Origin of the sequence: Mucilaginibacter polytrichastri (assembly GCF_001911425.1) — a bacterium.
Taxonomy (GTDB): Bacteria; Bacteroidota; Bacteroidia; order Sphingobacteriales; family Sphingobacteriaceae; genus Mucilaginibacter; species Mucilaginibacter polytrichastri.
This window is the reverse complement of the sequence record NZ_MPPL01000001.1, coordinates 3305283-3319401: the sequence shown is the minus strand read 5'-3', so window position 1 is coordinate 3319401 and position 14119 is coordinate 3305283. Positions and strand designations below refer to the sequence as shown.

Sequence of the window (14119 nt, the reverse complement as noted above, 5' to 3'; positions counted from 1 at the left end):
TTAAAATGAAACATGAAAAGAAAAGTTAGTGTTTTACGAAGGATGTTTATAAAATCTACCATAATTACCGAAGTCGCCTTAATATTAATGATTGGGTTTACTGCTGCGCCGGCATTTTCACAGAAAAATCCAATCCGAATGGGTTCACACTCTTTCTCTATTCAGTGGATTAGCTTTAATAAGGCAAATGCAGGGGCTGTAATGATTAAACCGCTCGGACGAGGGAAATATAGCATTGAAGGAGAACAAAGGGATAAGCGTAAAAACGATTACGTAACCATAAAGGGTAGTTTTGAGGTAGCCGGCAGTCAGCTCTATTTTAATGGGAAGATTGTATCAAGAGTATCTTACATTAACAATGGGAAGCCCTGTGAAAGTAATGGCCCTTCCGTTTTCAACGCATCCGGTAAGCGAAAATACTGGCGATTGCAACAGATGCTAAACTGCGATGGCATTAGCACAGACTATATAGATATTTTCTTTTAATTACGATCACGAACAAACCCCATCCAGTTAATAGCTGAACCTACTTATGAGCCTATTAAAATATTTTGCTAAAGTGAAAAAATGCTATACATTGATAAGCCTGGTGGCCTTTGCATTTTTGACTGGATGTAATACACACGAAAAAAAACCAGTTAAGGTTAAATATAATAAAGAGATAAAGGTTGATACTACAACCGCTGTGGCAGCACCCATTCTGGCTTCTGCAGATACGATGAAACCTATAGATTGCCCTCGTGGCGCGGCTGGGCCGGTAGTAAAAAAATCAATTTTCCCGGGTGCGCATTTTGCATTACAGGCTGACGGTATTACCGGGATAGAAACACTCACCTTACCGCAAGGTGATAAAGTTACCATCAAACAATCTGGCTGCGAGTATTATATTCTGAATGTTGAGATAGAAACTTCCCGCTTTGCCGCAGATACTACCGATATCAATTACTGGTATACAGCCGCCTTAACACTAATGCGAGAATTAAATAGCGGGCTTAATACACCATTAGAGATCAACAAGGGGTTAAATAAGTTAGCCGGCCGGATTAAGGCAGGGCAGGCAGGTACCCAAAACCAGCTCAAATTAAATGACGAGATAGACTTTGGGGGCCCCGACCCACGGCAGTACCTCACCGTCGATCATATAAGCCAAATTGTAGATCATGGCTATTTAGTGAATCTCACTTTTAGTTACGGGCCTATATAGCCATTACATCTGCTTCAACTTCATTAATTAACTTAGCCGGCCGGATTAAGGCAGGGCAGGCAGGTACCCGAAACCAGCTCAAATTAAATGACGAGATAGACTTTGGGGGCCCCGACCCACGGCAGTCCCTCACCGTCGATCATATAAGCCAAATAGTAGATCATGGCTATTTAGTGAATCTCACTTTTAGTTACGGGCCTATATAGCCATTACATCTGCTTCAACTTCATTAATTAAGTTAGCCGGCCGGATTAAGGCAGGGCAGGCAGGTACCCAAAACCAGCTCAAATTAAATGACGAGATAGACTTTGGGGGCCCCGACCGCAGTACCTCACCGTCGATCATATAAGCCAAATTGTAGATCATGGCTATTTAGTGAATCTCACTTTTAGTTACGGGCCTATATAGCCATTACATCTGCTCCAACTTCATTAATCAACTACACGATGCGCATTTCCATTATCTGATAAAGCTCTTTAATAAAGCGATCAATGTCGGCACTCTTTCTTAACGAGCTCACCGTAAACAAATCTTGCTTGCCATTTTTATTCGGCACATCAAAATACATATTAATAATCAATCCAAACAGCAAACATTTGTTGTTTTAGCTGTTTAAGGAGTGTATTAATATAATTTTATTAAACTTCAGTATGCGTTTATATCACTACTTTATCATACTGCTAACGGGGATTAGTACACATATTATGGCACAAGAGCCCAAAATAGAGGTATCTGTTCCGGTTAATATGAAGCAGTTTATTTTAAAAGGCTATAATGTACTCGACCTAACCAAAGGCGATCTTAACAAAGATGCTTATCCTGACGCCGTTATGGTGTTGTATAAAAAAGGCGAAGAAAAAACCTCAGATGTGATCGATCATCCCGAAAAAAGACCTTTACTGGTGTTAATCGGGCAGGCAAATAATACATATAAACTAGCTGCCTACAGCGATAACGCGGTGTATTGTGTAGACTGCGGCGGGCAGATGGGCGACCCATTTACCGGGATTACCATAAAAAATGGCTATTTTTCTGTAGAGCACTATGGCGGCAGTGGCTGGCGTTGGACCCGCATCATTACATTTAAATATGCCCCTGCAGAAAAGGCCTGGTTTTTATACAAGGATGGAGGAGAGCATTTTCATGCCATATCACACGAAGAGGTAAAAACCCAGGTTAAAACTGTGAAAGATTTTGGAAAGGTGCCTTTTGAAAAGTTCGATATTTATAAGTAAACAGCGCTGCTAACAAATGCGAATTAATTTGCGAGGCAGTTAAGCATATTAAAAGCAAGTATTAAGTAAATTATTGATGACAAAAAAACAGTACTGTATATGAATTTTAAAAGATTATACCGATGCTTAATCGGGTGCGTTTTTGCGTTGGTTATAAATGTTTTGGCCGTACAAGCACAGGATAATTTTAACACCGAAGTGCCTAAAGACATTATAATTTTGCGAAGTACTAAGGATTACAAAATAGCTTTGACCACTGCTCAACAAGCGGCAAGCCGTTTACATAAAAAACTCGATCTACGTAAGTTAAGCCCAAACAAGGAGCTTGGCTTAACCATGAGCAAGGCCGACTGTGACGAAATAGGTTACCCTTGCTACCCGGCGCGAGGGGATGGCAACGCATTTAATGATAGTTATATTTCGGTAGAATATTCTAACGCTTATAAAGGGTTTGCAAAAGGATATTACATAGTGATGGCAGCGATCACAAATGTTAAATCTGCTTCTATGAAGGCTCAATTAGCAATCATCAATAAAGTATATCCGGATGCTTATGCCAAACGTACTTTCATTTGGTTAGGTTGTATGCACTAAAACATTGTCAGTTAATTAATTTATTGAAACATGCGTACTATTCTTTCTTTTACACTACTATTTATCAACTCTTGGGTTTATGGCCAAATAAAAATGCAACCGGTGGCCAATGCAAACTTGCCAAAAAATATAAGCTTCCAAGGTAAATCAGTGCAGTCTGTCAAATATCAGGATAATACGGGCAGCTACTTAGCCATAATTACACAAACTGGTATACAGCCGCAAAAAGGAGATGATGAATTTAAACAGGCCCATCTTTATGGTTACGTGTATCAGCTAAGAGAAGTAGGAGCACCTGTGCTATTATGGCAACTGCACGATATGGTTACCGATTGTAGCTTAGATATGGTAGCTAACTTTATACCTGGCTCCTTAACCATTACAGACCTGGATAAGAATGGAAAAGCTGAAGTATGGGTTGCCTACCGGTTAAGTTGCCGCGGAGATATAAGCCCAAGTGACTTTAAAATTATTATGCACGAAGGGGCTACCAAATATGCGATGAGAGGTATCAGCATGATAAAGGTTGGCAATGCTATTCAGCACGATGGCGGTGTAATTACCAGCGATGAGTTTAAAAAGGCACCGCTTAGTTTTAAAGTATATGCCGGGAAGCTGTGGAATAAATATGTGCTGGAAACTATGTAATGAGTTATTTTATAGATTTCAATGCCACAGCTATAAGTTTGTACCCATCAGTTGTTCTTAAAAACGAGTAGTGCTCCTGGTAATTTAGCTGGTGGCTGTTAGTGTAATGGCTGGTTATTACATCAAACGATGGGAACTTCGCCGTGTTGGGGGCGCCACAATCTGTATGGTAAGTTTTAAAAAGCCTGCTATTATAAATTAGCGTGTTCAATTCTTCACTAACGATACTTGTTTCAAGTTGGCGTTTTTTAACAGCGGCCAACTTTAACAGCAGCAATGCACTATACTTTTTTATAAAAATATCTTTGCTGTAATGCTTCCTAAGTGTTTGCTTCCACAACCCTTCAACGGTAAGTTCGTCAAAGCAGTAAGATGGTAAAGAGTTGCTTTGCAAACCGGAAAGGAAGTGCTGGTAAAACCAGTTTTCAAATTCTTTTTGGTAATTGATAAACGTGTAATACTTATTATTTTTAGCCTTAAACGAGGTATACAAAGTTGTATCGGCAGGGCCATCGGCAACTTTGCCAGAATACCAGTTTAAGTTTGCCGTGTTCATTATATTAATGCTGTCGGCTACTATTTCACCTTTTTTGTTGATTAGTGCGGTTATCCCATCCCAACTCCAGTGTTCGCAAAATTCAGCTTTGTATGGTGTCCCATCGGCACAAATACGTTTCCCGTCATGGATCACCAACGCCAATCCATTATAAAACGGCCTTGCATCATTGTAAACAGCCCTAATATTCACCTTGCCATTTTTATCTAAAAATCCAACCCTGTCTGTAACTGGGTCTCTAAATCTGATGGTGCCTTCCTGCTCGCAGTCGTATGTAAAGTCCCATACATACAAACTGTCTTTAGCCACATTTTGCCCATTCTTTAACAGGTAGTAGGAGGTGTGCGTGTCTGCATCATCTACGGCAATAATATTTCGGAATGTGGATGTATGGGTAAGGCCATTAAAATGTGCAGGGATCTTGATCTTTCCGTTTGCATCCTTATAGCCTATAGATTCCTTTTGAGCATTATAATAGCTAAACCAGTTATTGGCTATTTGTGCATGAAGTGAACTGATGGAAATGCAGAATAATAATAAAAGAAGATAGCGTTTTGTATTGCGCACGATGCTGTTATTTATTCGGGTACTTGCGCGTTAGTTAACCTTAACAAATCCCCGAGTGTTGTGAAGATCAATAAATAGAATATGAAATTAAAAAATAATGTACAAAAACGATGGAATATAGAGCCTCATTTTGTTACCATATAGCTTGTATTTTATCGATACACCTATTTATAGCGATCACAAGCAATAACACCTCAGAATTTTTAAGAAGCAATAGACCAGCCAGTAACAATGCCGTATAAAACGTATTGGCCGAGGCAAAACAGAACGCCTGTAACAATGTTTAACCACACATGGCGAAAGATATTAAAGCGATACAATGCCCTAAATGTGGCAGCACATACAAGAAAGAGATAAAGCCGGATTTTTACCAATGCCAAAACTGCCAAACAGAGTATTTTTTGGACAGTGACGATGTACATCATTATTATCACCATGACCGGGTGCCCCCCCTGCAAAATTCTGCACCGCCCGTGAATTCTAAACTGCCGGTTTATATCCTTTTAGGTGCAATAGCATTTATAGCAATTGCCTACATAACAACAATGCTTTTTCAAACAAAAATAAATACAACTAGCAGTTACACCAATAGTACTTATAAAATACCCCGGTCATATTACAGCAGTTATGTTTATACCAACACTGCCACCAATAACCCGGTTTATTTACGTATCGGCGTTGATTATATTAACAATGGTAATAATAAATCGTATCAAGAGCTGCATGCGCAGTTTAATAATGCATTGGATGGTAAGTTGATCGCAGACCGCATTATAACAGATGAACGGTTGCGAAATGACCGGTGCGCCTTAACGTTTAAAACCTACTCGCCTGATATGATCTATGCGATAGGGTGTAACAGCACGCTGCTGGAGTTAGATACCAGAAACAACCGCCTTATCGACATTACTAAAAGTACATTTAAAGACTATCCAAAACTGAGTTCGGGGGTGGCTAAACTGGATTTTGATTATCGCAAAGCAATGATAAAAGTAATGAGCAATGAAGGGGAGGCCTTTTATTATTTTCCGACTATAAAGAAGCTGGTTAGCAATGAGGAGCAGGCAAACGCAGTAGAGAAGCAGCTAACTAAGAAAAACTATTGTGAGTTCACCTATGCGAACGGCGACTTTGATAAACTTGATGTGCTCCAGTTATTTGAAATAAAATATGATGCAGGACGGATATTAAGGCGCGAAGTTACCCCTGGCAGAAAGTACTTTAGCCCAATAATTCTTTATCAGGATGCCAATCATTTGTTAATTGTTGTAAACACTACCGCTGCGCCCGACCCGCCAAAGAGCGTCCAGCTGATTGATACAAATACCGGAAAAATATTGTGGGCTTTGTCGCCCGATAATTTCAACCTATTTTCTACAACCAAATGCAAACAGGGTTTTGCACTAGAGTACCGTAAGGATGAAGAAGCAGACTATGTGCACGGTGTTATGGTGATATCTGATGGCGGGAAACTGGTGTATAATTATCAATTAGCCCGAACAGAATGATCGATCATAAGATCAGATAGTGGTTATCTAACCATTAAACGCACTAATATTTAAAAATTTAAAAGGTAATTAATTGATTAATAGAGCTATTTTTTTAAAGAATAGTTTCGTCTTACTGCCCGGTGCTAAAACCTTTACCAACTGATGGCTGTTAGTATATCTATAATTTCTTATCACTTACTCAATGGCTAAAGAAATAAAAGCGATACAATGCCCTAAATGTGGTTCCACACAAAATGTGGAGATTAAGCCAGATTATTTTAAATGCCTGAGTTGTGACACCGAATATTTTTTAGATAATGATGATATTACCATCAACCATAATGTTAATTATCAACAGGCACCTCAGCCTGCTCCAATAGCTTCACCCAAATTAGCCTCGCTAATCATTGGCGCCATATTAATTATATTCGTGCTTTTCGTTTTTTTACCAACACTGTTTAATAAGTCATCTAAATCTCTAAGTAATGTTTTGGATAGCAGCGCTTACCGTTGGAGTGATAAGGATTGTATTGCTTATGAGGATGGTACCGGTATGCTAATTATAGCGGTTATGGGTCATCGCGAATTTGATAATGATGAACACGATAGCAGATCAGGTAATTTTATTACTTTTTATAATGCCTTAAACGGAAAGGAATTGAAAAGCCAGCGTTTAGGTCAATTTCCTACAAAAGATCTAGATAAGATTAAGTTCCGGATGTTTAAAAATGGTGAAGTTTATGCGATTGCTAATGAAAGCATACTTTTTAAAGTCGACAAGAGCAACACCCAATTGCAAGAGGTACAGCCAAATTTTTTTACGCACCACCAGGAACTGGAAGCAGGCATTGCCCATATAGAATCTATTGGTGAAGAATATGGCGATGGCTTTAAGCTGATGACTAACGACGGCAAAAGCCGATTTTTTTTCCCCATTGCCGACAGTGTATATACCGAGAAAGCTTATTATGCCGCACAAAATGCCTTAGAAATTAAAGATGCAAGGGCCAAGGTAAACACATACTTTTTGTTTAGTGAACACAGTGATGATTTTCCGGATGAGAAAATAAAGTTGATGATGTATACACAGAAAGACGATAAGGGCGGCCGTAATGACCGTCCATTTTTTCAAAAAAAAGAATACTCAGACTACAATGGTGTAAAACATGTTACCGATTTTAGGCAAGGAAGCGATTTAGTGATCTCATATAAAGACCTGACGCCTGGCAGGCTATATTTTGCGCCAAAAGTACTTTATGGCGATGAGAAATATGTGCTGATAAGTTTTAACGCTGCGGCTGCCGAAAAGTCAAATACATCTGTTCAGTGCGTTTCGGTGCCAGATGGGCGTATTATTTTTACCCGGCCATTTAATGGAGAACAATATTTTACCGATGAAGCTTTTCGTTTTAAAAACGGCTTTGTTGTTAAAAAACCTATGAGTCGATGTTTATAATAGGCATGGATGGTAAATTGATTAACGAATTTAAAATAGCACAATAGTATGGGCATCGGCAACTTATTTAGAAATCAGCTTTCGGAAGTTATTGAATGGAAAAACCCGGAGCCTGATATCCTGGTATGGAAGTTTCCTTCAAATAGTGATGAGCTTAAAAATGCAGGAAAACTGATCGTTTCGCCGGGGCAAGGCGCCATATTAGTTTATGAGGGCAAGGTAACTGATAACTTAACTAACGATGGTATTTATAACCTGGAGACTAATAATCATCCATTTATAACCACATTACTAAAAATGCGCACCAACTTTGAGAGTGAGCATAAGATGAAGATTTGGTTTTACCGCACGTCCGACAATGTGAACCAAGGCTGGGGAACCCCACAGTTAATTAAGTACATGGACCCGATTTACAAAATACCGGTTGAATTGGGGGCGAATGGGACGTTTTCTTTCCGCATTTCTAACCCGCTATACTTGTTTTCAAACGTAATAGGTTCGAAGGATACCTATACGCTAACGGAGGCACGGCAGCTATTGCAAAACCGATTTCCGGAAAGCTTATCATCGGTGTTAGCGCAAAGCAGCGTTTCTTACCAACAAATTGATGCGCAGTTACCCTTGCTTTCTACCAGTATTAAAGCACTGCTAAATGCAGAGTTAGATAAACTGGGTTTTGAATTAACAGACTTTAAACTTAACGGGACTGTTTTTGATGACACAACTAAAGAACGTATAGGAAAAATAGCCGATATAACAGCCGAAGCCATGGCTGCCGGTGAAGGTGGTTTAACTTATGTAGAACTGGAAAAACTAAAAGCCTTGCGCGATGCAGCCCGTAACGAAGGTGGCCTGGCAGGTGCAGGCTTGCAATTGGGCGTGGGGATGGATTTAGGTAAAACCTTTAACACAGCTAAAGAGGAACAACTGAATGCCGGTAGTGCAGACCCGATAGTGAAGCTTAAACAATTAAAGCTATTGCTTGATGAAGGTATTATCACACAGGATGAGTTTGCGGCAAAGAAAAAGGAATGGTTGGATAAGCTTTAAATAACAAAATATGAAAACATTTATTGGCATACTTGCCGTGTTAATTAGTTTAGCCTTTATTAGTTTACTTGTGCTGCGGATCTGGGATATTCAAATAATAACCCTGCAAGCCATTATCCGGAGTAGCAAAACACTTGTAGTATTAGGCATTGCTGCAGTTTTGTTAATCGTTTATTATGGCGCTTTTTTTAGGAGTAGCGAACGCCTTTATAATGAAGACAGGGGTAACCGCGCACATCCAAAAGCGGGGCAATAAAGTTGACTGCGAAGTAAATTATGCAATCAAATGTTGCACGTTTATTGACCAATTATTTGGATATGAATAAAAAACTGCCGCCCGCTATTTTTGCCGCCCTCATATTCTATTTACCAATCACATTAAGTTCGTGTCATCCTCAACAAAAGCTTCAGGCAGAAATTACTCATAAAAAGCATACAGAAACAAAGGAAAATCAGGCGGTAAACCTGATCATAAATCTGGATGAGGTGAATCGCAAAAGCGCAGAGGTTAAAAAGGATAGCAAGGGTAAACAGCATTTAGCCATTTATGCCGAAACATTGCCAACTGATACCGACCCCAACTACTGGGTAAAAGTGGCTGAGGATAATGGTGATAATTACGTTGCTTATTACACGTTTGCCGTTAATATTAAAACGCGTACTATCGAATATTATGATGTAATGCAAAATTCCTTAATCACGCTAAGCAAATGGCGCAAATCAACACCGATTGATGAGCAATAGCAATACATACAGCTTCCTATCTGCTTTGGCTTCGGGCAGGGTGCTTTATTTACTTGGTTACTAATTAAGCTTTTTAAGGTCACTCAGCAACATATAACCAGATGTATCTTTACCTGCCTTGTTGGTAAAGTACACATAAACCCAGTTTTGTTTGCAAGCAGCTATTCTATCTATATCAAGTACCACCTTGTCTCCTTTAAGCACATAAGCTTTTTGCTTGCTGCCGGAATCCGCTGTTTTGTAAAAATAAGCTTTCGGAACAGTTACCTGATAATCGCCTGCCACAGCATCAGTAAATTTTGTGTATAAGCCGCTAAAGTCTGTCGGGAGGTGGTCTGTGCTGCAATTTGCAAATGAAGCTTTTATTTTATCGTTAACCACAGTCAATACTACCTTACACCCGGGCTCATTTAATTCACTGTTCAAAAGCACAGTATTATTTTTAAGGGTACCTTCCCCATTATAGCTGCCGGTTTGAGCGCTTGCGGTATTCCACCAGGAAAAAATATCCGCCTTTACCCGGTTGCCTGATCGTTGAAACGAGATAACGCAGTAAGCTCCATTAGCATCCTTTTTTTGGTAAGTGCCGTTTTGTGCATTAACGGTTAAAGACGAACATATAACAATAAGTAATAAAATAATCACTTTCTTAAATTGAGCTATTGGCTCAACCAGCATTAGTTTCATAGCAGTGTAATTATGATTTTTAAAATTGTACTAAAAATATGATGTAGATTATTTAGTTTGACTTTATGAAATCGCGTAGATAACTACATTCATCAACAGCTTCTTTATAAAACGATGTTGTTTTGTACTGTTGCAAATCAATGAAGTATTTATTATGGGTGAGTTGTTTGAGGTAAGCTTTTTCATGCTTATCAAAAGTGTCATAACTTTCCACAAATGAGGGTGCTTCATATTGCTTTTGTTCGCACTTGGCAGCCATAAAGGTGCATTTGGCCTTAAACTCCCGGCTTGTGCTTAAATCCCGCGCTTTTAAATAATACTGTTTTGCGAGTAGCGTTTTTATATAATCTGTATCGTAGTAATAAAGCGGCGTTCTGCCAAAATCGTAAGATGACCATTGATATGATATCATGTTCCAGGAGTTGCCATAAGTAGAGGTGTTGTAAATACCGGTAGCCATCTGGTAATAGGTATCAGCATTTTTTGGATCGCTTTTAAGCTTAACTTCCAGTGCTGCCATCTTTTTTGCAAATTCAAGCTTGTTAATGCCGCTTGTTGCAGTTTGGGGGTAATCGTTTATTTCTACCTCAAAAGGGTTGCCTGATGTAACGGCTGTCTCTTTCAACTTGGCAAAATTTTGTTTTACTTTTTCATTATTGAAAGAGGCCAGTGCATCCTGGTAATGGTGTTCGCGCAGCTGTGCAGTACCAAGTAGTTCATACAAATTGCCGTCGTCAATTTTTGCTAAGCCTGCACTCAAGAAAGTCATATAAGGCTCATTAGGGCGTTTCACCTTCCAGCTAATAATCTGTTTCAGCTCAGCTGCGTGTAGGTAATGATACCAAAAAGCAGGCATTTGCGAAGATGAGTTGTACCGGTAAGCCGTGCCGTTGCTATTATCACTCTTGAGCAAGGCAAGGGCTGCTTTAGTTGTATCGCCCTGGCGAAGGTAGGCCGGAGCCAGTACATAAGAATAAAAATTACGCTGGGTTAAAGCAAATTGGTTAGTACTTTCCGGCCTTGAAGGATAAACATCTGTTTGAGGTTTACCGCCGGCTATCACTTTATTATTCAGCCATTTTAATGCCGGCAATAATGCTGTCTCGTCAACTTCTTTTATCTGTTTAATCCGTTGGGCAGATAAAAGCAGGTTCAGAATTTGTTTTTCATCGGCTATTTTACTGCTGAGCGGCTTTCCTTCCATCTTACCCAGTGCTGATAACCCATCATCCGGTTTGTTTTGCATAAAATACAAATAAGCGTTAACCAATGTACCCACCTGTGGCTCGGGGTATTTGGCATCGCTGGTTAGTTTGGTGCAAAAGTTCCTCAGCGTCTCTATTTGTGCTTCGTATTTGCTTTTTACACTATCTGGCATGGCCACAAAAAAGCTACCTTGTGGTAACTGTTGTATTTCTTCAATAGTCTGTTTATGCTTATTTACATAGAACCATGACACACCAACTGCGCCAAACAATAGCAGCGCACCACCTATTACTTTAAAGCCAAGCCCGGCCTCCTGCTTTTTAAACGCCGTAATTAAGATGATCGCTCCTGAAAATAGAATTACGGCGGCTACCCATAAGAGCCATCTTTTTGTCATAGACATTGGCTGCGGCGACTTGGTTGTAACGAATGAACGATTACTGTAAAACTGATCGGTATTGTTACTTAATGCCGGTGTAAGGTAATATTGTTCGAGCTTATTAATTTCCCTTACCAGCAGTACGCCCACCAATGGCGAACCTGGCGCAAGATCATATACCTTTTCCAAATCAGCCGTACCAATCTCTGGGTCGGCAAAGGCTTTTATGGCGTACAAATTGGCTTTTTCTTGCGGGGTATTGGCAAGCTTTAACACATTTTCAAACGGTGCGCCAATGTAATGGTAATTGCGGTAGGCCTGTACCCTGCGTTCGGGGTAATTGGCAAACACCTTAGAGAATAGGTACGCCGCCTCTGTGGTATCGCCTAGGCGGCGTAGCTCTCCGGCCTTGAACGCCAATGCCCAGCCTTTTACATGGCTTTGCGATGGTGTTTTTGTAATATATTGATCATAGATGCTTTTAGCCTCTGCGTAATTCTCTGCATAATGATTAAGCTTTTGGGCCTGGTAAAAATACCGAAGCTTTAAAAAGCTGTCATTCTCATCTTTTGCCGCTTGTAAGGCTTGGGCGGCAGCGGTTTTTAAACCGGTAGTATCCACGGGTGCTGGTTCCCATGGGTTATAATTATGCTGCCCCAATTTTTCTGCCTGTAGCGAAAACTGATAATACATTCGAGCCGCTTTGTGCGCAGGGTTATTTAATGCCCCTAAAAAACTACTTGCTGCAAGGCTGCCGGCAACTGGCGGGTCTTGCTCAAAAAAATGATATACTTTTTCTTTTCCTGCGCTATCCAGATCATACATGATGTTTTCTACATCTGCTGCTTTTACCGGGGGGCCTAAATATTTTGCCCATTCTGCCGCGTTAATGGCGGCCTCGCTTGCAGGTTCTTCATCGGTGTAGGTAAAACTATAATCAGTGAAGTAAAAAGCACCAAAATCTTTCTTGCCTTGAATGTCCGGGTGAAAAAAGGACGTGTAATAATCGTATGGATCAGGTTCGTCCGAACATGCCACAATTACAGCAATGCCTATTAAAAAGCATCCGATCAGGCTAACGAAACAAATCAGCAGTTTCTTTAAGGGTGTCATAGGTGTAAAGTTTGAGTATCGGTTCGTCTAAATGAAAATAAATAATATTTACGGTATCTGATGATATGTATTGATGAATATACGAGGCGGTTACCTTTAATTTTTCGGCAGGTATATCTTCCCATCTTATTTCATCTCCGCGCTTCAACCCTAATGTTGGCATGTCTTGCTGTAACGTGTATAAATTATTACCGGCTGCTATAAATAGTTTTTTGTTTTTCAGGGTTTCGTTTTGCAGCCTTTTGGCTATCCCAATATATTGTTTTTGCCTAAATACAACCGCCCAGCTAAACAGGGGCAGGCCTATATCAATTGGTTTAGGGTAATCAGTTAAGTTGTTACCCATGTATTTTTCTAATTCGCTTTGGTCGAGAATGGAATTTTGTGTGCCGTATTTGCGCAGATTACCCATATTGTAACACATTAACATTACGCGGTTAACCGGCGGTACCCCGCTGCTTTTTTGGTTCTTTAGCTGATGCAGCCGCAATGTGGCCGATAGTTGTTTGTTTTTAAGCTGCGGGTTGGCTTTTATGCGTTGAAGCAGGTAAAAATAATTATCACGGGTGGTGCGTGTCCAGTCACAGTCAATCTGCAATTCATTAAACGTGGCTTTACCGGCCTGTTTAACTTTCCCATCTACATAATATACCATTTTTGTTGCCAAATTATCCAGTTGTGCACGTGTTTGGCTTTTGATTGCCTGGTTCACAATATAAACTACCGGCACTATTTGTACCTGTTGGGGTAGTGGGTTTTTGAAGTTAATGGGCGAAACGGGAACGGGGCCGGTATCGCCTGCCTCTACGTCCATTATTCGGATGTAAAGTCGTTTACAGTTCAGGCTACCCATGTATTGTTTTTCGACCGCGTTGTGCTCATATACCGTTTTCCAATAATAGAAAGAAGTATTTACAACCCGTTTTTTATGGCATGATGCCAACGTTAGCAAAATAACGAGGCTGGTGAAAGTAAGCGATCTCATCAACAAATGGCTCCCGTGGTAGTGTATAAATGAAGGCAATTATTGCTGTAAAATATCGGCGAGAGCAACTGTATGAAGGTTTGGTGCATTTGTGAATAATAAATTGGGGATGTACTATTGATTCGGTTTACGTAGAAATTATTTTCTTGGATAAATGATAATTAATTAGGTAAAAAATAATAGCAGTTACGGGGATAACTACAAT

Annotated in this window: 15 protein-coding genes; 10 read left to right on the top strand and 5 right to left on the bottom strand. The window is 39.9% G+C overall.

The features are described from left to right. Nucleotides 1-12: 12 nt before the first annotated feature. Together RG47T_RS14095 and RG47T_RS14090 are read left to right on the top strand one after the other, a co-directional pair. Nucleotides 13-486 (top strand): hypothetical protein, encoded by a 474-nt coding sequence (locus tag RG47T_RS14095; RefSeq protein WP_083627410.1) that lies wholly within the window; start codon nucleotides 13-15, stop codon nucleotides 484-486. Between the two features lie 46 nt (nucleotides 487-532). After that, entirely contained in the window at nucleotides 533-1204 is a 672-nt protein-coding gene (locus RG47T_RS14090) for a hypothetical protein (protein ID WP_074490065.1), read from the top strand. A 198-nt stretch (nucleotides 1205-1402) separates the two neighbouring features. Here RG47T_RS14090 and RG47T_RS26105 read toward each other — a convergent pair whose 3' ends face one another. Continuing rightward, nucleotides 1403-1570, bottom strand: coding sequence for a hypothetical protein (locus tag RG47T_RS26105; protein ID WP_171972534.1), 168 nt, complete (start codon nucleotides 1568-1570; stop codon nucleotides 1403-1405). A gap of 284 nt (nucleotides 1571-1854) precedes the next feature. Between RG47T_RS26105 and RG47T_RS14085 the strand changes: the two genes are divergently transcribed. The 3 genes from RG47T_RS14085 to RG47T_RS14075 all read left to right on the top strand — a co-directional run bounded on the left by RG47T_RS14085 (nucleotide 1855) and on the right by RG47T_RS14075 (nucleotide 3681). Continuing rightward, nucleotides 1855-2439 (top strand): hypothetical protein, encoded by a 585-nt coding sequence (locus RG47T_RS14085; RefSeq protein ID WP_074490064.1) that lies wholly within the window; start codon nucleotides 1855-1857, stop codon nucleotides 2437-2439. Nucleotides 2440-2601: 162 nt separating this feature from the next. Then, the gene (locus RG47T_RS14080; protein WP_139302430.1) at nucleotides 2602-3033 is read left to right on the top strand and encodes a hypothetical protein; all 432 of its coding nucleotides are present in this window, start codon (nucleotides 2602-2604) and stop codon (nucleotides 3031-3033) included. A gap of 30 nt (nucleotides 3034-3063) precedes the next feature. Continuing rightward, entirely contained in the window at nucleotides 3064-3681 is a 618-nt protein-coding gene (locus RG47T_RS14075; RefSeq protein WP_074490062.1) for a M949_RS01915 family surface polysaccharide biosynthesis protein, read from the top strand. 4 nt (nucleotides 3682-3685) lie between these two features. On the opposite strand, the gene RG47T_RS14070 is transcribed toward RG47T_RS14075, so the two are convergent. Continuing rightward, nucleotides 3686-4804: a WG repeat-containing protein gene (locus tag RG47T_RS14070; RefSeq protein WP_074490061.1), complete on the bottom strand. Its 1119-nt coding sequence runs from the start codon at nucleotides 4802-4804 to the stop codon at nucleotides 3686-3688. A 293-nt stretch (nucleotides 4805-5097) separates the two neighbouring features. Between RG47T_RS14070 and RG47T_RS14065 the strand changes: the two genes are divergently transcribed. The 5 genes from RG47T_RS14065 (at nucleotide 5098) to RG47T_RS14045 (ending at nucleotide 9544) form a co-directional block, all read left to right on the top strand. Beyond that, complete coding sequence (locus tag RG47T_RS14065; protein WP_074490060.1) at nucleotides 5098-6312, top strand: hypothetical protein; 1215 nt, start codon at nucleotides 5098-5100, stop codon at nucleotides 6310-6312. Nucleotides 6313-6496: 184 nt separating this feature from the next. Continuing rightward, nucleotides 6497-7750: a hypothetical protein gene (locus tag RG47T_RS14060; RefSeq protein WP_074490059.1), complete on the top strand. Its 1254-nt coding sequence runs from the start codon at nucleotides 6497-6499 to the stop codon at nucleotides 7748-7750. Nucleotides 7751-7798: 48 nt separating this feature from the next. After that, entirely contained in the window at nucleotides 7799-8800 is a 1002-nt protein-coding gene (locus RG47T_RS14055; protein WP_074490058.1) for an SPFH domain-containing protein, read from the top strand. A 10-nt stretch (nucleotides 8801-8810) separates the two neighbouring features. Further along, nucleotides 8811-9056, top strand: coding sequence for a hypothetical protein (locus RG47T_RS14050; RefSeq protein WP_074490057.1), 246 nt, complete (start codon nucleotides 8811-8813; stop codon nucleotides 9054-9056). A gap of 62 nt (nucleotides 9057-9118) precedes the next feature. Continuing rightward, the gene (locus RG47T_RS14045; protein ID WP_074490056.1) at nucleotides 9119-9544 is read left to right on the top strand and encodes a hypothetical protein; all 426 of its coding nucleotides are present in this window, start codon (nucleotides 9119-9121) and stop codon (nucleotides 9542-9544) included. A 60-nt stretch (nucleotides 9545-9604) separates the two neighbouring features. Here RG47T_RS14045 and RG47T_RS14040 read toward each other — a convergent pair whose 3' ends face one another. From RG47T_RS14040 to RG47T_RS14030, 3 genes are read right to left on the bottom strand one after another with little or no spacing between them, the layout of a single operon-like run. Beyond that, complete coding sequence (locus RG47T_RS14040; protein WP_083627408.1) at nucleotides 9605-10231, bottom strand: hypothetical protein; 627 nt, start codon at nucleotides 10229-10231, stop codon at nucleotides 9605-9607. A 52-nt stretch (nucleotides 10232-10283) separates the two neighbouring features. After that, nucleotides 10284-12929: a hypothetical protein gene (locus RG47T_RS14035; protein WP_074490055.1), complete on the bottom strand. Its 2646-nt coding sequence runs from the start codon at nucleotides 12927-12929 to the stop codon at nucleotides 10284-10286. After that, nucleotides 12892-13914, bottom strand: a complete 1023-nt coding sequence (locus RG47T_RS14030; RefSeq protein ID WP_074490054.1) for a hypothetical protein — start codon at nucleotides 13912-13914, stop codon at nucleotides 12892-12894. The genes RG47T_RS14035 and RG47T_RS14030 overlap by 38 nt, the downstream gene beginning before the upstream one ends. Nucleotides 13915-14119 lie beyond the last annotated feature (205 nt).

Excerpts from the sequence above, each read along its gene's own strand:
- RG47T_RS14055 (WP_074490058.1), top strand. The coding sequence starts at position 7,799 with ATGGGCATCGGCAACTTATTTAGAAATCAGCTTTCGGAAGTTATTGAA.
- RG47T_RS14060 (WP_074490059.1), top strand. The coding sequence starts at position 6,497 with ATGGCTAAAGAAATAAAAGCGATACAATGCCCTAAATGTGGTTCCACA.
- RG47T_RS14035 (WP_074490055.1), bottom strand. The coding sequence starts at position 12,929 with ATGACACCCTTAAAGAAACTGCTGATTTGTTTCGTTAGCCTGATCGGA.
- RG47T_RS14095 (WP_083627410.1), top strand. The coding sequence starts at position 13 with ATGAAAAGAAAAGTTAGTGTTTTACGAAGGATGTTTATAAAATCTACC.
- RG47T_RS14040 (WP_083627408.1), bottom strand. The coding sequence starts at position 10,231 with ATGAAACTAATGCTGGTTGAGCCAATAGCTCAATTTAAGAAAGTGATT.
- RG47T_RS26105 (WP_171972534.1), bottom strand. The coding sequence starts at position 1,570 with ATGATCTACAATTTGGCTTATATGATCGACGGTGAGGTACTGCGGTCG.
- RG47T_RS14085 (WP_074490064.1), top strand. The coding sequence starts at position 1,855 with ATGCGTTTATATCACTACTTTATCATACTGCTAACGGGGATTAGTACA.
- RG47T_RS14065 (WP_074490060.1), top strand. The coding sequence starts at position 5,098 with ATGGCGAAAGATATTAAAGCGATACAATGCCCTAAATGTGGCAGCACA.
- RG47T_RS14075 (WP_074490062.1), top strand. The coding sequence starts at position 3,064 with ATGCGTACTATTCTTTCTTTTACACTACTATTTATCAACTCTTGGGTT.
- RG47T_RS14045 (WP_074490056.1), top strand. The coding sequence starts at position 9,119 with ATGAATAAAAAACTGCCGCCCGCTATTTTTGCCGCCCTCATATTCTAT.
- RG47T_RS14050 (WP_074490057.1), top strand. The coding sequence starts at position 8,811 with ATGAAAACATTTATTGGCATACTTGCCGTGTTAATTAGTTTAGCCTTT.
- RG47T_RS14090 (WP_074490065.1), top strand. The coding sequence starts at position 533 with ATGAGCCTATTAAAATATTTTGCTAAAGTGAAAAAATGCTATACATTG.
- RG47T_RS14030 (WP_074490054.1), bottom strand. The coding sequence starts at position 13,914 with ATGAGATCGCTTACTTTCACCAGCCTCGTTATTTTGCTAACGTTGGCA.